Here is a 20,117-nt window from a genome sequence, read left to right as displayed (position 1 = left end):
GAACCGTCGAGCCGGCCGCGCTACCGGTCCCAGACCACCCGCTGGTCCACGGCGTAGATCCTGCAGCCCTTCCCGTGGCGGGACCGGCAGTAATCCAGGGCGCGCTCGATGGGGTCCCTGGCTTTCGAGACTTCCGGGTGCGGCGATCCCGCGCCGTTGGCCCAGGCGCATTCGCCGGCGGTGCTGATGGCGAAGGCGCGCGGGGCGCGGGACGTCAGGAACTTGCGGTAGTCGCCGCGGCAGCCCTCGCTGGTTGGAACGGCCGCGACGTCATTGATGTCGCGCGCCGAACGTGCCGCGCTCGCGGCCGCGCGCGCCGACGCGACCTGCCTGGCCGCTTCGCCGCGCTCCGCCAGTTCGCTCACCCAGTTGGCCGGGAGGGCGAAGTTGAGATTCTGCGCATCGTCGAAGCCGCTGGCGGTGATGCCGACCAGCCGTCCCTGTTCGTCGAACAGCCCGCCCCCGCTGGAGCCGTGCGAGATGGGCGCGCTGAACTGGATCCGCCGGAGCTTCTGGTCGTCCGAACGCCGCAGCGCCGATACGAGACCGTCGCTGAACGTGCGCTCCAGGCCGCGCGGATTGCCCAGCGTGTACACCTTCTGGCCGACGACGACGGTGTCGCTGTCGCCCAGCGCCACCGCGGGCGCCCGCAGGTTGCGCGCCATGACCTGGCAAAGGTCGCGTTCCGCGTCGATGTACTGCGGACGCGCTTCATGCGTGACGTTGTCGTTCGTGACGGTGAAGCGCTTCGCGCCCTCGAGCACGTGGCAGTTGGTGACCAGGGTCTCCGCCGCGATCACCACCGCGCTGCCCCGGGCCAGCGGCTTTCCGCCGTCCCCGTAGGTGTGGACGAGCCAGACGCTGGGCGCAAGCCGCTCGTACAGCTGTTGCGGCGTGGGTGCCTGCGCGTGGGCGGCGAGGCTGGCAAGAAAGGGCAAGGCGCGCACGAAAAAGGCAAACGGCTTCATGGTTTCGACAGGCGCTGCCCGCGCGGGACATCCGCGAAGGCGGGAGGCATGCGGAGCATTATGGGCACGCCGGCGGGACGGAGCTGGCCGCGCAGAAGCTCAGGCGCGCCGGTAATCCAGCAGACGGGTTTGCCAGTACCGTTCGCGGATTTCGTTCAGGCGAACGGTTCCGCCGGTGCTTGGCGCGTGCACGAAGCGCGACTCACCTGCATGGATGGCGGCGTGGGACGGTGAACCGTCGCTGCCGAAGATCACCAGGTCGCCCGCGCGCAAGTCACCGGCACTCACGGACTGCCCCCAGCGGCCAAGTTGCGCGAGGGTTCGAGGCGGTGCAATCCCTGCCGCTCGCAAGTACACATAGCCAATCAAGCCGCTGCAATCGAAACCGGCCTCTGGCGTGTTGCCCCCAAATCGGTAGGGGGTCCCCACCAGACTCAGGGCCAGGAACGCGGCTTCGCCGGCCTGCCGGTCGGACATCGGCGAAGGGCGCGGAAAGGAGGCGCCCTGGCGCCCATCTTTCGCTGGCGCCGCGCAGCCGGCCAGGCCGGCCAGAGCGAGCCAACCCGCGCCAGCGACGAGTCTTCGCCGTTCGATATTCATGGGTGCGATCGTACGTCCTTCAGGCATTGGAGAGCCTGGATCCCGGGGAAGTTCGTCGCCGCGAAAGTCAGCCTCTTCGTTCAAGCCGCGAAGGCGTGCGCTACGCAGAATCCATTTCCACGAACCCGCCGGGTTCGCCCACCCAGGAAAGGAAATCCCCATGCATTCCCTCGACGCCTCCCCCTGCCAATGCACCAACTGCCCGGGCCGCGATTGCTCCTGCGGCTGCCAGGGTACCGCGCCGGCCACGCGAGCCGGCAGCGCGGGCTGCGCATGCCCGAGCGGCTGCGCTTGCGACGCCGCGGAGTCTGGCTGCATTTGCGCTGCGTCGGCGCCCGCCGCCTGAGCGCGAACGGAGGTCCACCGCGCGCCCTCTCAGGGCGCTTCGTGCCGCCTCGCGACGAGTTCCAGGAAGCCGGTCGTCGCATCGACTTCCCTGGACAGGCGCAAAGACTCGACGCCGACGATCAGGAGCTCCGCGGTGGTCCGCACATGGTTGCCGTAAAGGACATGCCCGCCAGAGACGCCGCCTTGCGCGGACGAGATGCTCGCGTGAAGGTGTGCGCCATCGGGGGTGACCGAACCGGCCAGCGTGAGGATCTCGAACGGCCCTTCGAAGCGGGTCTCGTCGTCCTGGCCCGCCAGGCGCAGCAAGGGGTGCATGAGGCTGCCGATGCCGCAGAGGACGAAGCCTCCGCCCGGGAGACATGCACGACACTGTGTCTCGACCGCTCGTCGCAGGTCGGCGCCGGGCTCGAGCCGAAGGACCAACTCCCGCATGGCCCGAGATTACACCCCAGCACCCGCATCCGGAGCCGAAGCTGCCCTGCCCGCGCGCGCGGTCACGGCGCGGCCACCGGCTGGGAAAGGCGGCAGCCGATTCCGGTAAGCTGCGAACCGATGGCCCTGTTCCTGCGGTCCCGCCCTGCCGGCGCGTCGAAGCGTCGCAGCGAGGTCCCGTCTTTCCGCGCCGCTCCACGACCCCCCGAGAGAATTGCAACGTCCGAATGCCGCGGCGAGCCCACTTCGAACAAAGATCCGCTGCACGCACTGCGATGCTGCCCCGCCGCGTCCCGCGCTGGCAGCAGCTGGTGACGCCCGAGTGGCTGGCCGCGCTGCTGGCTGGCGAAGCAGTCGATGCCGCGCCCTCGATCGACTGGCGGCTGTTCGAAGTGTCCAGCGATTTCGGGCAGCAGGCGGCGCAAGGCCACATTCCGGGCGCCGGGTACCTGGACACGCATCAACTGGAAAGCGGGCCGCTCTGGAACAAGGTGCCCGACGCGGCGTTGTTGCGGGTCCTGCTGGAGCACGGGATCCGGTTCGACACGCCCGTCCTCTTGTACAGCCGGAACCCGCTGTGCGCGGCGCGCGCCGCCCACCTGATGCTGTATGCAGGCGTTCAGGACGTGCGACTCCTCGATGGGGGCTTCGCGGCGTGGTTGCGATCGGGCCGGCAGGTGACAACGGGTGCTCCGCGCCGGTATCCAGCCGCGGAGAGCTTCGGCAGTCGTTTCCCGGCACGACCGGATTACCTGGTGGGCATGGACCAGGTGCGCGGCCTCGTGCACCGCGACGACGGCGTGCTGGTGAGCATCCGCAGCTGGGGCGAGTTCACCGGTCAGACCTCCGGCTACAGCTACATCTGCGCCAGGGGGGAGATTCCCGGTGCACGCTGGGGCCGCGCCGGTCATGACGGCGACGTCCAGAGCATGAGTGACTTCCACCATCCCGATGGCACCATGAAGTCGGCGGCCGAGATCCAGGCTTTCTGGAAGGCTGCGGGGATCCACCCGGCCAAGCACGCCACCTTCTATTGCGGTACGGGATGGCGCGCATCACTCGCCTTCTTCTATGCGTGGGTGATGAACTGGGAGCGGATCAGCGTCTACGACGGCGGCTGGCTGGAATGGAGTTCGCATCCCGGCAACGCTGCGGCGTGACATTGCTCCTCGCCGGTCTCGGCATTGCCCTCACCCCGGACTTTGTCGTGGCCAACCTCGTGCGATCAGGCGCGCTCCAGGTGTTGCTGCCTTCTTTCGAGCCGCCGCCGATGGTCGTTGACGGCGTCAGGGCGCAGCACAGTTACCTGCCCCGGAAGGTCCGGCCGCGGTCAGGGCCGCGAGGCCCCGGGCGCCGGCGATCCCTCTCCGGCAAAGACTCGCCGGATCCTCTCCCGGACGAAGTCGAGCGACGGGGACGACGTGCGGTCGGCAAGCCGCACCATGGCGTAGAGGCCCATCGGCATTGCCGATCGCGTCCGGATGTGCAGGGGCACGATGGTTCCTGCATCGATCTCCTCCTGCACGATCGAGTACAGGGAAAGGATCACCGTGTCGGTCCGCAGTGCCAGGTCACGCTGCACCTGGTAGCTGTCGCAGAAGTGCGTGACGAGGCGTGCGGGATGCGCCCCAGGGCCGAGCGCTTCCACCAGGCGGCGCGCGAAGGCCGCGGTGGAGCTCACTGCGGCGACGGGAAAGCCATGGATCTCCTCCACATCGAGGTCTCTTCGTTGCGCCAGCGGATGCCCTTGCCGCACCAGGAAGCCGCCGGCCTGTGGATGGAGCTGCTCGATGTCCAAGCCTTCCGGACTTTCGAGGAAAGTGGCGTCGAGGACGACCAGGTCGAACCTTTCCTCCTGCAAGCCGCCGAGCAAGTCCTCGTTGCTGTCGATGCGTGCGTGCATGCGCAGCCCGGGCCGGAAGCGTGTCACCTCCAGCATCAGCGGCCGCATGAGTACCGCCCCTGGCGTGGGGCTGGTGCCGAGGCGGATCTCGGCCAGATCGCCAAGGCGACACAGGCCGGCCTGTCGCCGCAGGTCCCTGGCATCGGCGAGCAGCTTGCGTATGGCGGGCAGCAGCTGGCGGCCGGCGGGGGTGAGCACCGTCCCCTGCGTGAGCCGGTCGAACAGCGGCACTTCGAGGTCTTCCTCGAGACCCTGGATGCTGCGACTGAGGGCGGACTGGCTCAGGTGCACCGCTTCTGCCGCGCGGTGGAAGGTCCCGTGCTCGCACAGAGCGAGGAAGTGCTCGAGCCGGCGCAAGTCCATGGCCCAGTATAGGAGCGTATGTAAGCGGCGCATCGGAGCGATGCAAACAATGCGCTAGGCGCAAGGCGCGTGCCTTTCTAGACTGCGGGCGCAACCAAGGAGCCCAAGTCCATGTCCATCCTCTCAGTCGTTCGCCGCTGCGCCGCCCTGGCTGCCGTCTTTGCGCTGGCCGGCACCGCTGCCGCCCAGGTGTTCCCCGGCAAGACCGTGTCCCTCATGGTTCCGTATCCCGCCGGGGGGGCGTCCGACTACCTGGCCCGCCAGATCCAGGCGGACTACCAGAAGCAACTCGCGCAGCCGGTGATCATCGAGAACCTCGGTGGCGTGAGCGGCGCGCTGGGAACGCAGAAGGTGCTGAATGCCGCTGCCGACGGGCACAGCCAGGTGCTGGTCACGCCCATCGAGGCCATGCTGGCGCCCTTCAGCCTGTCGGCCGTCAAGTACAAGCCCGAGGACCTGCGGCTCGCGAGCCTGATCGCGACCACGCCCGTGGTGCTGCTCGCGCGCAAGGACATCCCCGCCTCGAATCTCGAAGAGTTCCTCGCCTGGGCGAAGGGGCGCGACGTCTCCTATGGCAGCGTCGGTCCCGGGTCGCTGTTCCACATCCTGGGCGAGAAGCTGGCGGCCCGCACGAACCTGAAGATGCTGCACGTCCCGTACAAGGGCGGGACGCAGCTCATCACGGACATCGCAGGGGGGCAGATCGACGTCGCGTTCTTTGCATTGGCCGGCCCCGTGCCCGGAATGATCAAGGACCAGCGAGTGCGCGCCATTGCCGTGACTTCGCGCGAGCCGCTCCACGCCTGGCCCGGACTGAAGCCCTTTGCCCAGAGCAGGCAGATGAACGACTTCGTCTTCGACATCTGGGCCGGCGTCGCGGTCCCGCGCAACACGTCCGACGCGGCGGTGCTGCGGATCAACCAGGCCGTCACGGAGGCCATGAAGAACCCTGCGACCCGCAAGAACCTCGAGGAGGCGGGCTCCACCATTGCCAGGCCGATGACGATCCAGGAGCTGGACAAGTTCTACGCGGCCGAGATCACGGAATACCGGCAGCTGTTCAAGTCCATCAGCTTCCAGCCCCAGTGAGCTTGCCCTTTCGGCCACTTGCGGTGGGAAGTCCATGACGCCTTTCGCCCATGAAGCCCTGCGCCTGCTCTCGCAGGGCGCAGCCTCCAGCAGCGAGTTGCTGCAGGAGCAGCTCGATCGCGTCGCCGCCCACGATGGCGCCATCAATGCGATCGCCGTCCTGGATGACGAACGTGCGCGGCGTCGCGCTGCCGAAGCCGACGCGGCTCGCCGGCGCGGCGAGAGCTGGGGTCCGCTGCACGGGCTGCCCATGACCGTCAAGGAATCCTTCGACGTCGCCGGTCTTCCCACCACCTGGGGCTACCCGCAATTCAAGGACAACGTCGCGCAGCGAAATGCAGAGGCGGTGCAGCGCCTGGTCGATGCCGGCGCCATCGTGTACGGGAAGACCAACGTGCCCGTCGCCCTGGCGGACTGGCAGACCTTCAACCCGGTCTACGGCACCACCAGCAATCCCTGGGACACGACGCGCGTGCCCGGTGGCTCGTCGGGCGGGGCTGCCGCGGCCCTGGCCGCGGGCTTCACTTCGCTGGAGCTCGGCAGCGACATCGGCGCCTCGATCCGCAACCCCGCACACTACTGCGGCATCTTCGGCCACAAGCCGACGTGGGGCGTGGTGCCCATGGGCGGGCACCAGCTCCCCGGCCTCGCCTGTCCCGACAGCGTGGACATCGGCGTGGCGGGGCCGATGGCGTGCAGCGCCCGCGACCTGCGCCTGGCCATGGACGTCCTCGCCAGTCCGCCGCGCCGATTCGGCCCGCACGGCTGGCAGCCCGGGCAATGGTGCGACCCGGGGCGGCCCATCGACCAACTGCGCATCGCGGTGCTGACGGACGACTCGCATGCCCGCGTGGACAACACGATCGTGCACCGCCTGCACGAGTTGGCAGAGTTCCTGCGCAAACGCGTCCAGCGGGTGGACATTGACCGCAGGCCCGTCGACAGTGCCGAAGCCCGCATCGTCTACCTGCACCTGGTGCGCGCAGCCACCGGCGCCTTCCTGGACGCCACCGCCTACGACGCCGCGTGCCAGGCAGCCGCGCAGTTGCAGCCGGACGATGTGAGCTACCGCGCCTGCCATTACCGGGGTACCACGCTGACGCACCGCGACTGGGTCGGCTTCGACCAGCGCCGCTCGCAACTGAAGGCGCAATGGGCGCGATTCTTCCAGGACTTCGACCTGCTGATCTGCCCCGTGGCCACCACCACCGCCTTCGCACACAACCAGACGGGGCAGCGCTGGGAACGCCTGGTGGACGTCAACGGCACGGCGCAGGAAGGCACGGATTCCATGTTCTGGGCCGGCTACCCGGGCGTGGTCGGCTTGCCCGCGACGGCCGTGCCGCTGGGCCAGGACGCGCAGGGCCTGCCCTTCGGGGCCCAGCTGATCGCACCGGCTTTCGCCGACCCGCTCGCGCTGCGCTTCGCCGAATGGCTGGAGCACGAGTGGTACGCCTTCCGGGCGCCGCCGCTGCGCTCCGGCACCGAGCGGACCGCGAAATGAACGAGGTATTTCTTTCGGTGCTGCGCTCCATCGTGGGCGTCGCCAATGTCCTGACCCACGAGGATCCCGGCAGCGACCTGGGCGCCTGGGAGAACGACTGGCGCGGACTGGCGCAGGGGCGCGCGCTGGCGGTGGTGCGGCCCGCTTCGACGCAGCAGGTCGCCGACGTGGTGAAGGCCTGCGGCGCACACGGCATTTCGCTCGTTCCGCAGGGCGGCAACACTGGGCTGGTCGTCGGGTCCACGCCGGACGCGAGCGGCCGGCAGGTGGTGCTCAGCCTGCGGGGCATGAACAAGGTCCGGCGCTTCGATGCCGCCAACGCCACCATCACGGTGGAGGCCGGCTGCGTGCTGCAGGCAGTCCAGGAGGCGTGCGAAAGGGAGGGCTTCCTGTTTCCCCTCAGCCTGGGCGCCGAGGGCAGTTGCACGATCGGCGGCAACCTGGGGACGAACGCGGGCGGCACGCAGGTGATCCGCTTCGGCAATGCCCGGGACCTGTGCCTGGGCCTGGAAGTCGTCACCGCGGACGGAGGGGTCTGGACCGATCTCTCTGGGCTGCGCAAGGACAACACCGGCTACGACCTGCGCAACCTGTTCATCGGCTCGGAGGGCACCCTGGGCGTCATCACCGCGGCGACGCTGAAGATCTTTCCCCTCCCGGTCGCCACCCTCACGAGCTTCGTGGCGGCGCCGTCGGTCCACGCCGCAGTCGACCTCCTGAAGCTGGCGGCTGCGCGCCTGGGGCCTGCCCTCACCGGCTTCGAGCTGATGAACCAGCAGGCGCTCGCACTGGTGGCCGCGCGCTACCCGCAGCAGCGCGTGCCGTTCCATGAAGTCTCGCCCTACTGCGTGCTCCTGGAAGCGTCGGACCACGAATCGGAGGCGCACGGCCGCGCGCTGCTCGAACAGTTGATGGAGACCGCCTTCGAGCGGGAACTCGTGACCGACGCGGTGATCGCGGAGAGCCTCGCCCAGTCCCGCGCGTTGTGGCACGTCCGTGAATCCATCACCCTGGCGCAGGCCGAGGAAGGCGCGCACCTGAAGCACGACATCTCACTGCCCATCTCCGCCATCCCTCTCTTCGTCGACGAGATCGATCGCGTGCTGCAGCAGCAATTCGCAGGCATCCGCATCGTCAACTTCGGCCACCTGGGAGACGGCAACCTGCACTACAACATCCAGGCGGGTGTCACCGACAAGGACGGTGGCGAGCTCTCCAGGGTGCAGGCGAGGATCACCAGGACCGTGTACGACTCCGTAGCCAGCTTCGGCGGCACGTTCTCGGCCGAGCACGGCATCGGCAGCCTCAAGCTTGGCGAACTGCAGGACTACAAGCCCGCCGCCGCCGTGCGCCTGATGAGGAAACTGAAGGACGTGCTCGATCCCGGGAATGTCCTGAATCCGGGCCGCGTGCTTCCATTGGGTTAGGGAGGGCTCGAACGCTGGCCCCGGGCGTTCTTCCTTCTGCACGCGCGGCTTGGTAGTGACTGCGCTATCCTGCCGGCCGTACCTCAGTCGGCACAGCCCTCGCGCGAAAGTCCGCGCCCGCTCCCATGGACCTCTATCTGCTCATTGCCCCGCTGGTGGCTGCCGCCTGGATTCTCAAGTCCAGGATGCAACGCCAGCGAATCGCGCTGCTCGCGCGTTTCCTGTCGCGCCATTCCATCGAAAAGAACATGGAGGCGGTGACGCAAGGCTACCTTCGCGCCCTCGGCGAAACCGACCCTGCCCGCCAGGAGCAGGTCTGGGGCGTGCTGCGCGCCCCAGAACAGGAACTGTGCGCCCAGATCACCCGCCTGGCCTCCGACTTTTCGTCCGTCGCGCCCTCGATTGCGCGAGTCAGCCGGCTGCCGGTCTGGGTGCCCTTCTCGCTCGCCTTGTTCCCGGGGTTCGACATGCGTGAAGCACTGGCGGTCCATGCGCGCGGCGTCCGTTGCGCCATCGAGTCGACCGCTGCCGCCTCGGCGCGCGATCGCGCCTATGCCATCTCTGCCGAACTCCTCCTGATGCAGCACACGTGCCACTGGTTCTGCAGATCGAAGCTGGTCGCTTCCGCACGCATGCTCTCGCGCCACCGAACCTCGTACGATCAGCTGGTCTCCGCAGTGCTGCCGCAGACCCGCTCGGAGTACCTTGCTCTCGTGGGAGGGTGAAGGGGATGGAAGGAGCGACATGACTCCCAAGACACTTCTCGTCGTCTACCACACGATGACGGGGGGCACCGAGCAGATGGCGCATGCGGCCGCCGAGGGCGCACGCGGCGAATCCGGCGTGGTCGTGCGTCTGCTGCGCGCGCCGCAGGCGCAACCCGAGGACGTGCTGGGTGCCGACGGCTACGTGTTCGCCACGCCCGAGAACCTGGCTGCGATGGCCGGGATGATGAAGGACTTCTTCGACCGGTGCTACTACGCCGCGCTGGATCGCGTCAACGGCCGGCCCTACGCCTTGCTGGTCTGCGCTGGCAGCGATGGCCAGAACGCCGCCCGGCAAGTCGAACGCATCGCTACTGGCTGGAGGCTGCGCGGCGTGGCTCCGGCATTGATCGTCTGCACCCATGCACAGACCCCCGAGGACATCGCGCGGCAGAAGCAGATCGGCAGCGCGGACCTTGCGCAATGCCGCGAGTTGGGCGCCGCGCTCGCTGCAGGGCTGGCGCTGGGGGTGTACTGAGGGATCCCTCGCGGGCGCTGAAGCGCGCCGAATCGGCTGCGGGGGACGACCGGCCTCCATGCTCCATCTGCAGATCCCGAATTCATGCGGCCTCCGGCACGAAGCGCAACGCCACGCCGTTGTTGCAGTAGCGTTTCCCTGTGGGCGGCGGGCCATCCCCGAACACATGGCCCTGATGGCCGCCGCAGCGCGCGCAGTGGTACTCGGTACGAGGGATGATCAGCAGGAAATCGAGTCGGGTGTCCACGGCGTCCCGCAAGGGGGCGAAAAAGCTGGGCCAGCCGGTGCCGCTTTCGAACTTGGTGGCAGACGAGAACAGCGCGAGATCGCAGCCGGCGCAACGATAGGTGCCGGCCCGCTTCTCGGCATTCAGCGGGCTGCTTCGGGCCCGCTCCGTGCCGGCCCGGCGCAGGACGTCGTACTGCTCCCCGGTGAGGCGCTGCTTCCACTCGGCCTCGCTCAGGGCCAGCGGCTCGGGCCGGGCAGCCGATGCGGCGACCGCAAGGCCATCCAGGCCAGCCGCAGCAAGGATCTGCATGAGTTGGCGTCGCGTCATGGCGTCCGTGCTCCTTCACTCGCAACGCTGCCACCTTACGCCTGGTCCGATGAAATTGCAGGCGCGCGATCATTGACGCGCGTCAGCCACGCGCCCCGGCGCTGCTCCTACGCTGCGATGGCGACGCCGATGTTGAAGCGTGCGTGCAAGGAGGCGACGGCACGATGTCCCGCGCGATGGCTGTCAGGGCGCTGTTGGTGTGGCTCACCATCCTGGTGCTTGCCGTGGCAAACGGGGCGCTGCGGGAAGCGCTGCTCACTCCACGGCTGGGACGGAACACGAGCCTCTTGCTCAGCGGAATCCTTCTTTCCGCCCTGGTGCTGCTCGTCGCGCGAATCTCGGTCGGCTGGTTGAAAGCCGATTCGGCGAACACCTCCTGGCGGGTGGGCGCACTCTGGGCAGGGCTGACCCTCGTCTTCGAATTCGGCTTCGGCTCTCTCGTGCAGCACAAGACCGGGAGCGAGATGCTGCAACCGTACCTGTTCCGCGACGGAAACATCTGGCCGGTCGTCCTCGTCGTCATCCTCATTGCGCCACGGGTCTGCTACAGGGTGCGCTGACGCACGCCATTGCGGCCATGCAGCCCTTTCCCATTGCGCACGAGGGACGGCGACCCGAGCGCGAAAGTGCCCCGCCGGAAGCGCCATGCCGCTGGGGCATGCAGGATGCGGCGCTTCCTGCGGGGCTCGATCCCCGTTCTCCTCCTTCCTACTTGAACGAGATGCCCGTGTTCTGGCCTCCGCCCAGCACGGGGCTGCTGGAGAAGGTGCGGATGTTCTTCGGCAGGACGGACCAGGTGTTCTTGTCGGTCGGGTCCTTCGGGCCGCCGGGCGAGCCGACCTGGTCGAAGGACCAGTTGCCCGCCGCGTCGACCTGCGCCGTGCCCACCACGCAGGCCGCCACCGCGGCCGACCCGTTGCAGCTCTGGCCCGTGGCCTTGAGCTGGCCGTCGGCGTAGGCGATGGTCAGGATCTGGTTGCCGCGCACCGTGTCCGTCCCCGTCACCGTCCAGCGGGTGCTGGTGGCGCCGCCGATGTTGCCCGCGGCCTTGAAGATCTGCTTCGTGTACGCGATGGTCTCGGAGCCGATCACGGTCACCGTGCCGGTCCCGGTGTTGGCGGAGACGAGCCCCGCCGCATCGCGCACCTGGTAGCCAAAGGTGAAGTTGCCGGTGGCGCTGGGCGTGAAGCTGATCGCGCCGCCGACAGGCGTGGGCTGCGCGCCGAGCTGCGCGGGCCAGCTCGTGATCACCGCGTTCTTCACGTCCGCGTTGCCGTCCGGGTCGGTGGCGGAGGCGATCAGGTTCATCACGTTCTCGCGCGCGACCACGCCGACCACGCTGGCATTTCCGGCCACCGGCACGTCGTTCACCGGCGTGATGTTGATCGCCACCACCGCCTGGTTGGACACCTGGCCGTCGACGCTGACGGTGTAGGCGATGTTGTCGGTGCCGTTGGCGTTCGCGCCCGGCAGGTAGGTCACGAAGCCGTCCGGCGATACCAGGATGTTGCCCAGGCGGGGGGCTTGCGCGGTCACCTGCACGGTGCCCATGTTGCCGGCCACGAAGGCGCGCAGGTTGACGAGCTGGCCGTTCAGCAGCACGGTGTCGTTGGCCAGCAGGTCCACCGTCACGCCCTGGCCCGGGGCGCAGGCGGTGGCGGCCGCCGGCGAGCAGTCCTCGAAGATCGTGGCGCTGTCGTTGACGGCGGCGGGGATGCCCACCATCACGGCCTTGCCGTGCGCGGTGACGACCTTCTGGATCGCGCCGCCGCCGCGCGAGGACACGATCTGGACGGTGGACGGGGGCGCTTCGATCCCGACCACCTGGCCGACGCCGCCGGCGAGCTCGAGCCCGAGGCCCGCGCCCTGGCCGGCGGAGACCCCCGGCGTAGCCGGCGCCGAGGGGCCGTAGCCGGCCAGAGTGAGCAGCGCGGTCGGATCGCTCGAGACCGCGTTGACCGTCAGGGTGCCGTTCTGTTGGCCGACGTAGTTGGCGGCCGTGACCGTGACGTCATCGCTCACGGATTTCATGTAGTAGGCGGGGACCACCTGGCCGGCGGTGTTGCGGGCCGTCACGTCCTCGATGCAGATGTGGCTCGGCGGCAGGCCGCCGGGCGAGCTCTGGCCCCAGTAGTCGGTGCCGGTCCGCCCCATCCCGTGCGGCGTGGCGGCGGGCGCGGTGTAGGGCGGCAGGTTGACGACCGGCAGCCCCGTGTTCGCGTCGACGCCCAGCGCGCCGCCGCAGGCCTGGTCGTAGAAGTTGAGGACGGGCGTCGTCGCGGGCTGCTGCGGCTGCGTCGGCAGGCGCGAAGGCAGGGTGGGCGCGGCCTTGGCGAACACGTCGAGGTCGGTGACGTTGCCCGTCGCGTCGGCCTTGTAGAGCGCGCGCATGCCGCTCAGGTTGCCGGGCAGCGTGCCCGTCATGAGGCGGCCGCCGATCGCGAAGTTCGTCTCGCCGTCGGAGGTGTAGATGACGGGACCGTCGTGGTTGGGCGCGGGCGCGCGCACCTCGATGCGGAAGGTGTTGTGGTTGCGCGCGGCGCCGGTGCTGTCGGTGAAGTTGCCCAACTGGCTGCCGGTGATCGGGCCGATGCGCGCCGGGTCGGCCAGGTACTTGCGGCCCGTGCCGGGATTGGCCGTGGGCGCGACGCCGCCGGCGAGCAGGGCATCGAAGAACGGGTCCGTGCCGGTGGGCGCGTCGATCAGGTCCGGCATGGGCGGCACTTCGGCGCCGCCAGCCGCCGCCGAGGGCAGCAGGAAAGGCCCGAGGTTGCCGCTCATGGCGCACTCGAAAGTGGCGATGCACGCGGTGCCGACGTCCTGGGTCTCGAAGATGCGGTCGCCCGCCTTCTGGTCGTGATAGGTCACGTCGTCGAAGGGGGTGATGACGCGGTAGTCGCCGTCGAACGGCAGGCTGGGGATGAACAGGCGCGTGCGGGCGAAGACCATCTGGTCGCCGTCGATGGCGGGACCGTTCGCGAACGCGGCTTCCAAGGCGATCACGAGCCGGGCGCGGAAGCGGTTGGGGGGATCGCTCAGCGTGTTGTCCGCCATGAAGTAGAAGTGCTCGTCGAAGAAGGCGTTCGGAAACGTCTCCGGAAACAGCCCGTCCGGCGGGATGAGCACGCACCAGCCGCCATCGAGTTCGGCCTGGGTCTTCAGGTCGCAGAACTCCAGCGCGATGCCCGTGCGGTCCTGGAACCACGCGGGGTAGCCGCCCACGCCGGGAGAGTGGTCGATCGGTCCCATGCGCTCCAGGACGGCGTGGGCGGGGCTGGTGGCCGCGAGCACCAGGGCTGCGGCGGTGGCGATGACGGTGCGTTGAGCTTTCATGATCCGGTCCTTGAACGCCGGTCTCGTGCCGGCGTAAAGGACTTCGCATGAGCCAGGCCAGCCTGCGCCGGCTCCGCTGCCGGCACCAAGGTGCCATGGAGGGGGCAGCGCGCGCGAGCGCCGGTTTTCAGAGGAGGGGACGCGCCGGGACGGGGGCCGCGAAGGCGCGGAAGCGGCGCCTGGGGCGCTTCCGGCACGGCACCTTGGTGCCGGCGCTGTTAGTACCTTTTACCCAATTCTGGGTAACATAATTGGGGAATTTCAAACATTTTCTTACTTGCAAATGACGTCGCGGCGACATAGGCCCCGCTGTCGCGCCGGTAGGCCGGCGCACGCGACCCGGTGGGCTCGCCGACGCTTCTGAAACGCGGCTCCCGCCACGCAAAGCCCGCCGGCTATTCGGCCGACGGCACGGGATCCGCGTTGCCGGGCACGGCCGCCCACTCGCCCGCGCGGGCGAAGCGCAGCGCGCCGTCTTCCAACCGCGACCAGCGCAATGCCAGCCACTCGCGCAGGTAGTTCTGCTCCAGGCGCCAGGGCGCCCGCTCGCCCTGCCGCGGCAGGACGGCCGCAGCCCGCCGCACGTAGCCCGATGTGAGATCGATCGCCAGCCGGGTCGCCGGCTCCGGCTCCTCGTACACCGGCACGCACAGGTCGACGCCGCGCCTGCGCATGTGGTTCAGGAGCCGGCAGGCATGGCGCGCGACCAGTTCGGCCCGCAGGGTCCACGAGGCGTTGGTGTAGCCCATGGTCAGGACCAGGTTGGGCACGCCGTTGAACATCAGGCCGCGGTAGGTCACGCGGCGCGCCAGGTTCACCGGCTCGCCGTCCACCGTGAGCCGGGCCCCGCCGATCATCTGCAGCTTCAGCCCCGTGGCGGCAACCACGATGTCCGCGTCCAGCGCCGCGCCCGAGCGCAGGCGCAGGCCGGTGGGCGTGAAGCTCTCGATCTCGTCGGTGGCGATGGACGCGCGTCCTCCGCGCAGGGCTCGGAACAGGTCGGCGTCGGGGATGAAGCACAGGCGCTGGTCCCAGGGCGCATAACGCGGCACCAGGTGCGGCTCGATGGCGAAGCCGGGCAGGTGGCTGCGCGCCTGTTCCAGCAGCCACCGCTTCGTTCCCTCGGGCCAGCGGCGCGATGCCTGGTACAGCGCCCACGCGATCAGGATGTTCTTCCAGCGCACCAGGCGATACGAAACCCCGGCGGGCAGCCAGCGCTGCAAGGCTGCGCCGATGCCGTCACGGGCCGGCACGGCCAGGATGTAGCTGGGCGAGCGCTGCAGCATGGTCACGCGCGCGGCGCGCCGCGCCATGTCCGGCACGATGGTGACGGCCGTGGCGCCGCTGCCGATCACCACCACGCGCTTGCCCGTGCAGTCGAGGTCCTCGGGCCAGTGCTGCGGGTGGACGACGCGGCCGCCGAATCCGGCGCGTCCGGGCCAGTCCGGTTCGTGGCCTTGCGCGTAGTCGTAGTAGCCGCTGCAGAAGAAGAGAAAGCGGCAGCGCAGGCGCCGCTCGCCGTCCGCGGTCCGCGCCGTGACGGTCCAGCGCGCGTCCGCGGTGGTCCAGGCGGCCTGCGTCACGCGGTGGCCGAAGCGGATGCGGTGCTCGATGCCTTCTTCGCGGGCGGTCTCGCGCACGTAGTCGCGGATTGCGGGGCCCGGCGCGATGCTGCGGTCGCTGCGCCAGGGTCGGAAGCTGAAGCCCAGGGTGAACATGTCGGAGTCGGAACGCACCCCGGGGTAGCGGAACAGGTCCCAGGTACCGCCGATGGCGTCGCGCCCTTCGAGGATGACGAAGCTGCGCCCGGCGCAGCGCTCGCGCAGGTAGTGGGCCGCGCAGATGCCGGAGATCCCGGCGCCGACGACGATGATGTCGAACTCCTCCGCGCTCACGGTCGCGAAACCCGGGCAGGGCTCGACAAGAACCATTGGACCTCCCGCACGGTGCTTGCCGGGTCCTCTTCCTGCGGCACGTGCCCCAGCGTGTCCAGGACCACCAGCCTGGCGTCCGCGATGTCCCGTGCGAACCGCTGGCCGGACTCCAGCGGCACCAGGCGATCGCGACCGCCCCAGAGGATCAGGGTCGGTGCCTTGATCTTTCCCAGCAGGCCCACATTGCCCGTGTAGCCCTGCTCGAAGCGGCGTCCCAGGGCCTGGCGGTTCCCCTCGCGCAGCGTCATCGCGGCATAGAGGTCCACGAGTTCGGGTGTGACCCTGGCCGGATCGCCGTAGACGTTGCGCACACTGCTTTCGATCACCTTGCGCGGCAAGGTGCGCTGCATGAGCCACCGCAGCCCCGGTGTGTTCGCGATGCGGAACCCGATCGGCACGGAGGGGGGTTGCTTCAGGGATTCGGGTGCGTACCCGCTCGCATCGACCAGGATCAGCCTGGCGACGCGATCGGGATAGGTTCCCGCGAACGACCAGGCGATCTGGCCGCCCAGTGAATTGCCCGCGAGCACGACTCGCCGCAACTGCAGCTTGTCGAGCATCGCGGCCACGAATGCGACGTAGGCGTCTGTCGAATAGTCGTTCTGCCGGTTGGGGCCGGTGAGTGCGAAGCCGGGCAGGTCGAAGCGAACGACGCGCCGGGTCGGGCGCAGTTCGCGCGCCCACCCTTCCCAGGTGTGCAGGCTGGCCGACGTGCCATGGAGCAGCACGATGGTCTCGGCGTCGTCGCGAGGTCCTTCGTCGCGGTAGTGCACCTGCAATCCGTCGAGTTCGAGGAACCGCGACGGCGGGGGCGCCCAGCGCGCCTTGAGCTGGTCGACGGGCACGTCGGGCGCCCAGGACACGGCGACGCCCGCGGCTCCCAGGAGCACCAAGACGAGCAACAAGCCCACCAGGATGACGCGCAGCTTGAGCTTCATGGACGCGAACTTCGCATCAATGCGCCCGGGCGCGCCGCGATTCGCGCCTTTTCCGGACCGACGCCATGGTCAATCCAGGGCCTTCTCCCGGATGGGATGCGCGGACGTCGAGAATGGCCGCCCTTCCTTGCGCCTGCCGGAGGTTGCATGCTCCAGTCGCACGACGTGGCCGCCCGCCGGCGGATCTTCCGCGAGTTGCACGTTTCGGGCTGCTTCGTGATCCCGAACCCCTGGGATCCCGGCAGCGCCCGCTACCTGGAGCAGCTCGGATTCCAGGCCCTTGCCACCACCAGCTCCGGCGTGGCGTGGCGGCACGCGAAGGCGGACGGGCAGATGAGCGTCCAGGAAGTGCTGGCGCACCTGCGCGAGATGGTCGTCGCGACCCGCCTGCCGGTGAATGCCGACTTCGAAGGCGGCCACGCGGAAGACGCCGCGGGTGTCGCCCGCAACGTTCGCCTGGCGCTGGAGACGGGGGTGGCGGGCGTGTCCATCGAGGACTCCACCGGGGATCCGGATGCGCCGCTGCGCGAGATCCCCGCCGCGGTCGAGCGCATGCGCGCGGCCCGGCGCGCGATCGACGAGGCCGGCGGCGAGGCCCTGCTCGTGGGGCGCGCCGAAAACTTCATCGTCGGCCGGCCGGACCTGGACGACGCCATCCGCCGCCTGGAGGCCTACTCGGAAGCAGGCGCCGACTGCCTGTACGCGCCGGGCATCCGTACCCGTGCGCAGATCGAAGCCGTGGTGCGTGCGGTCGCCCCGAAGCCGGTGAACCTGCTGGTCGGCGCCGCGTCGGAGTTCACGCTGCGCGACATCGAGGCCATGGGCGTGCGGCGCGTGAGCGTCGGCGGTGCGCTGGCGCGTGCGGCGTGGGCGGGTTTCATGACGGCCGCGAAGCAGATCGCATCGGACGGACGTTTCGACGCCTTGGCGCATGCCGCCTCCGGCGCCGAACTGAATGGGCTGTTTCGCGGGAGCCCGTGACCTCGCCGACCTGCGCGTGCTCGACGGGTCCCCTTTCCTCATCAACAGCCGCAGCTTCCTCGCCCCGTGCGTGTGCAGTTGTTAACGCTTGAGTGGCGAGCTTCCACCAATGGCGTCGTAGGCAGCGGTGCGCTGTGATCGTGTCACGTTTTGTCAACGCTATTTTCATCTTGATGAAACTTCCGCCGTGTGCTACTTATTGCGCACCGGCTCAAGTTTGTCGCTGACGTAACACTTTCCACCATTTTCGCGACGGAGGTGATCATGTGTAAAAGGCATGAGGGGATCAGTCGTCCTTTCAAGGGATTGGCGGCAACAGCGAGGGCAGCCCGTGAGGGGGCGGCCATCAGTCGGCGGCGGCAGGCCCCTGATGCCTGTGCCGGGTTCCATGCAGGCCGAGGAGAGGCATCGTGCGCGCACAAGTGAGAACCCTCGAGCACGACGACGCGCTCTCGCCCCGGCGGTCGTTCCTCCAGAGGCTCGCCGCGCAGGGCGTTGCCATCCCCGCGGCGTACTTTGCCGCGCAGCGCGATGCGCGCGCGCACCAGCCCGGCGACGTGTACAACTCCGTGCCTGTGCACGCAGGCCGCAGGCACATCGTCCGCGACTTCGCCGAGCCCTACATCGAGCTGATCCGACTCCTGCGGCAGGCCACGGAGATCGAGCACGCCCTGATGGTGCAGTACCTGTACGGAGCGTTTTCGGTGAAGCCTCACTACGCCGGGATCGTCGGCTCCGGCCTTCCGAACTCGAACGACCTGCTCGGCGTCTCGGCGATGGAAATGCAGCACCTGCGGGACGTGAACGGCTTGCTGATCGCGCTTGGCGCCGCTCCGAGCCTGGAGCGCCAGGGCTTCCCTTTCGAGCCGGAGGTGTACCCCTTCGAGTTCAACCTCGAACCGCTCACCGAAGCAAGCGTCGCGAAGTATGTGTACTGCGAAGCCGCGGCAGGCAGCCTCGATCGCGAGCGCGCGAACGAGGCCGACCGCAGGTTCCTGGCCAAGCTCGATCGCGCGCTCGGCACGACTGCCAGGCCCAATCACGTGGGCAGTCTCTACGACGCCATCATTCACACGCTGCGCGAATACATCGCCACCGCGCCCGAAACGGAGGCCAGGCTCACGCCATGGATCGGGAAGCTCGAGATGATCAAGCTCGAAGGCGAGGACGGCCACTTCCAGTTCTTCCGGCGCGTCTTCATGGCCACGCACGACGGCTTCAAGGGACGGGACGACGCCTGGATCTGCGCAAGGAACGACCCCGCGTATCCGTCGTATCCCTTGCCGGTCAATCCGACGGCTTTCATCGGGGAACAGAACCTGATCCGGAACCCGGAAGCCCTGGGCCTTGCATGGCTTGCAGACCTCCACTACTGGCTGATCCTGCTGCTGGCCGAAGCCTCGTACAGCGAGGAGGCCATGGACTACGCCGGGCTCGCCAGGATGCAGATGCTGGGCCCTTTCCTGTCCCTCGCGCGGCACCTGCCCAAGCTCGGCGCCGGAGTTCCCTTCGACCCCCTGGTCACCGGCTACGGCCCCTGTCCTTCCGGCGTGGCCCGCATCGACTTCATTTCGTGCATGGTTCGCGAGGCCGACCGGCTGGCGGTCAAGCTCAAGGCGCGGCTCCCCGAAGACTACCCCGTCGGACTGGGGCAGGTGATGCTCAGTGCCCTGAACGACAAGCGCGCTGCCTACACCAGGCCCCCGGGCCGTCCCTCCTGAGGGGCCGCGATCCTTGCCCGGCCACGGCGCCTCCATGCGGCGCCATGGCCGGGGGGCGCACCGTGGCCAGAACTCTCGATGGAACCGACAGCCTACGGAGGCCGACGAACCCACGGAATGCAGGCCGCACCCGCCGCCGATACCACGCCAATACAAAGCCACGCAGCGATCGACATCGCACGATTACCACCGCCGCCCACACTGCCTCCATCCCACAGGGGCAGGCGGCAAGGAGCGGAAGCCGCAGGTCACCTCACCACCCCACCCGCTCACCGGAGAGGACCATGCACCAGCGCATCACTTCCACCCTTGCCTTCCTCGGGACCGTCGCGGCGGCCACCCTGGCCGCTGCCGTCATGAGCGGGAACGCCCTGGCCGAAGGACCGATCGAGGACTTCCGCCCGACCACGGGCGCCCTGAGCCGCGACCAGGCGAAGGCCGAGCTGATGGCCCAGCGCCAGCAACTCACCAGCTACGCGAGCGAGTGGAAGCTGCAGCAGGGCGCAACCCTGCAGCCGGCCTCGGGCACCACCCGCGCGCAGGTCCGCGCCGACTACATCGCCGCCCGGGAGGAGGTCCGAGCGATGAACTCGGAGGGCGGTTCCGCCGCGTTCGCGCACCTGCCCGCGCGCCGCCCGGTGATCATGGCCGGAGAGTCCAGCCAGCACTGAGCGTGGGGAGGGGCCGCGCCGCCGCGCGGGCCCTCTCTTCAGCGGCCGTTTGCAACGGCCATGTATCCCCCGCGTATCGGAGCGGAAATCGTTTCCTGCCCGGGCCC

At 68.9% G+C, this 20,117-nt stretch carries 18 protein-coding genes; 10 read left to right on the top strand and 8 right to left on the bottom strand.

The annotated features are described in order from the left end of the window. Nucleotides 1–20 precede the first annotated feature (20 nt). The 3 genes from JJ685_RS29845 to JJ685_RS15470 form a co-directional block, all read right to left on the bottom strand. Nucleotides 21–968 carry a S1C family serine protease gene (locus JJ685_RS29845; protein ID WP_236599015.1) on the bottom strand — a complete coding sequence of 316 codons (948 nt, stop codon included), beginning with the start codon at nt 966–968 and terminating at the stop codon, nt 21–23. Nucleotides 969–1,067: 99 nt separating this feature from the next. After that, nucleotides 1,068–1,568 carry a C40 family peptidase gene (locus JJ685_RS15475; RefSeq protein ID WP_201675160.1) on the bottom strand — a complete coding sequence of 167 codons (501 nt, stop codon included), beginning with the start codon at nt 1,566–1,568 and terminating at the stop codon, nt 1,068–1,070. A 375-nt stretch (nt 1,569–1,943) separates the two neighbouring features. Next, nucleotides 1,944–2,348, bottom strand: a complete 405-nt coding sequence (locus JJ685_RS15470) for a PPC domain-containing DNA-binding protein (RefSeq protein ID WP_201675159.1) — start codon at nt 2,346–2,348, stop codon at nt 1,944–1,946. A gap of 275 nt (nt 2,349–2,623) precedes the next feature. Between JJ685_RS15470 and JJ685_RS15465 the strand changes: the two genes are divergently transcribed. After that, entirely contained in the window at nt 2,624–3,508 is an 885-nt protein-coding gene (locus JJ685_RS15465) for a sulfurtransferase (protein ID WP_201675158.1), read from the top strand. A 170-nt stretch (nt 3,509–3,678) separates the two neighbouring features. Here JJ685_RS15465 and JJ685_RS15460 read toward each other — a convergent pair whose 3' ends face one another. Next, nucleotides 3,679–4,614 carry a LysR family transcriptional regulator gene (locus tag JJ685_RS15460; RefSeq protein ID WP_201675157.1) on the bottom strand — a complete coding sequence of 312 codons (936 nt, stop codon included), beginning with the start codon at nt 4,612–4,614 and terminating at the stop codon, nt 3,679–3,681. A gap of 111 nt (nt 4,615–4,725) precedes the next feature. On the opposite strand from JJ685_RS15460, the gene JJ685_RS15455 reads away from it, so the two are divergent. From JJ685_RS15455 to JJ685_RS15435, 5 genes are all read left to right on the top strand, one after another. Next, nucleotides 4,726–5,703 (top strand): tripartite tricarboxylate transporter substrate binding protein, encoded by a 978-nt coding sequence (locus tag JJ685_RS15455; RefSeq protein WP_201675156.1) that lies wholly within the window; start codon nt 4,726–4,728, stop codon nt 5,701–5,703. A gap of 34 nt (nt 5,704–5,737) precedes the next feature. After that, nucleotides 5,738–7,207, top strand: coding sequence for an amidase (locus tag JJ685_RS15450; protein WP_201675155.1), 1,470 nt, complete (start codon nt 5,738–5,740; stop codon nt 7,205–7,207). Next, nucleotides 7,204–8,634: an FAD-binding oxidoreductase gene (locus JJ685_RS15445; RefSeq protein WP_201675154.1), complete on the top strand. Its 1,431-nt coding sequence runs from the start codon at nt 7,204–7,206 to the stop codon at nt 8,632–8,634. The genes JJ685_RS15450 and JJ685_RS15445 overlap by 4 nt, the downstream gene beginning before the upstream one ends. A 125-nt stretch (nt 8,635–8,759) precedes the next feature. Beyond that, nucleotides 8,760–9,359: a hypothetical protein gene (locus JJ685_RS15440; RefSeq protein ID WP_201675153.1), complete on the top strand. Its 600-nt coding sequence runs from the start codon at nt 8,760–8,762 to the stop codon at nt 9,357–9,359. A gap of 19 nt (nt 9,360–9,378) precedes the next feature. Next, nucleotides 9,379–9,876, top strand: a complete 498-nt coding sequence (locus JJ685_RS15435) for a flavodoxin family protein (protein WP_201675152.1) — start codon at nt 9,379–9,381, stop codon at nt 9,874–9,876. A gap of 82 nt (nt 9,877–9,958) precedes the next feature. On the opposite strand, the gene msrB is transcribed toward JJ685_RS15435, so the two are convergent. Further along, complete coding sequence (msrB, locus tag JJ685_RS15430; RefSeq protein WP_201675151.1) at nt 9,959–10,432, bottom strand: peptide-methionine (R)-S-oxide reductase MsrB; 474 nt, start codon at nt 10,430–10,432, stop codon at nt 9,959–9,961. A 164-nt stretch (nt 10,433–10,596) separates the two neighbouring features. Here msrB and JJ685_RS15425 point away from each other — a divergent pair, with 164 nt between their 5' ends. After that, entirely contained in the window at nt 10,597–10,992 is a 396-nt protein-coding gene (locus tag JJ685_RS15425) for a hypothetical protein (protein WP_236599014.1), read from the top strand. 148 nt (nt 10,993–11,140) lie between these two features. Here the strand turns inward: JJ685_RS15425 and JJ685_RS15420 are convergent, their stop codons facing one another. From JJ685_RS15420 to JJ685_RS15410, 3 genes are all read right to left on the bottom strand, one after another. Next, entirely contained in the window at nt 11,141–13,765 is a 2,625-nt protein-coding gene (locus JJ685_RS15420; protein WP_201675150.1) for an Ig-like domain-containing protein, read from the bottom strand. Nucleotides 13,766–14,160: 395 nt separating this feature from the next. Continuing rightward, complete coding sequence (locus JJ685_RS15415) at nt 14,161–15,696, bottom strand: flavin-containing monooxygenase (RefSeq protein ID WP_201675149.1); 1,536 nt, start codon at nt 15,694–15,696, stop codon at nt 14,161–14,163. Then, a complete protein-coding gene (locus JJ685_RS15410; protein ID WP_201675148.1) occupies nt 15,657–16,637 on the bottom strand; it encodes an alpha/beta fold hydrolase in 981 nt (326 codons plus the stop codon). The genes JJ685_RS15415 and JJ685_RS15410 overlap by 40 nt, the downstream gene beginning before the upstream one ends. 147 nt (nt 16,638–16,784) lie before the next feature. Between JJ685_RS15410 and JJ685_RS15405 the strand changes: the two genes are divergently transcribed. The 3 genes from JJ685_RS15405 (at nt 16,785) to JJ685_RS15395 (ending at nt 20,010) form a co-directional block, all read left to right on the top strand. Further along, a complete protein-coding gene (locus tag JJ685_RS15405; RefSeq protein ID WP_201675147.1) occupies nt 16,785–17,618 on the top strand; it encodes an isocitrate lyase/PEP mutase family protein in 834 nt (277 codons plus the stop codon). Nucleotides 17,619–18,028: 410 nt separating this feature from the next. Continuing rightward, nucleotides 18,029–19,339, top strand: coding sequence for a ferritin-like domain-containing protein (locus JJ685_RS15400; protein WP_201675146.1), 1,311 nt, complete (start codon nt 18,029–18,031; stop codon nt 19,337–19,339). A gap of 284 nt (nt 19,340–19,623) precedes the next feature. Next, nucleotides 19,624–20,010 carry a hypothetical protein gene (locus JJ685_RS15395; RefSeq protein ID WP_201675145.1) on the top strand — a complete coding sequence of 129 codons (387 nt, stop codon included), beginning with the start codon at nt 19,624–19,626 and terminating at the stop codon, nt 20,008–20,010. Nucleotides 20,011–20,117 lie beyond the last annotated feature (107 nt).

Origin of the sequence: Ramlibacter monticola (assembly GCF_016722785.1) — a bacterium.
Classification (GTDB): Bacteria; Pseudomonadota; Gammaproteobacteria; order Burkholderiales; family Burkholderiaceae_C; genus Ramlibacter; species Ramlibacter monticola.
Note: the sequence above shows the minus strand (reverse complement) of the source record. Positions and strands in the feature narration are given on the sequence as shown.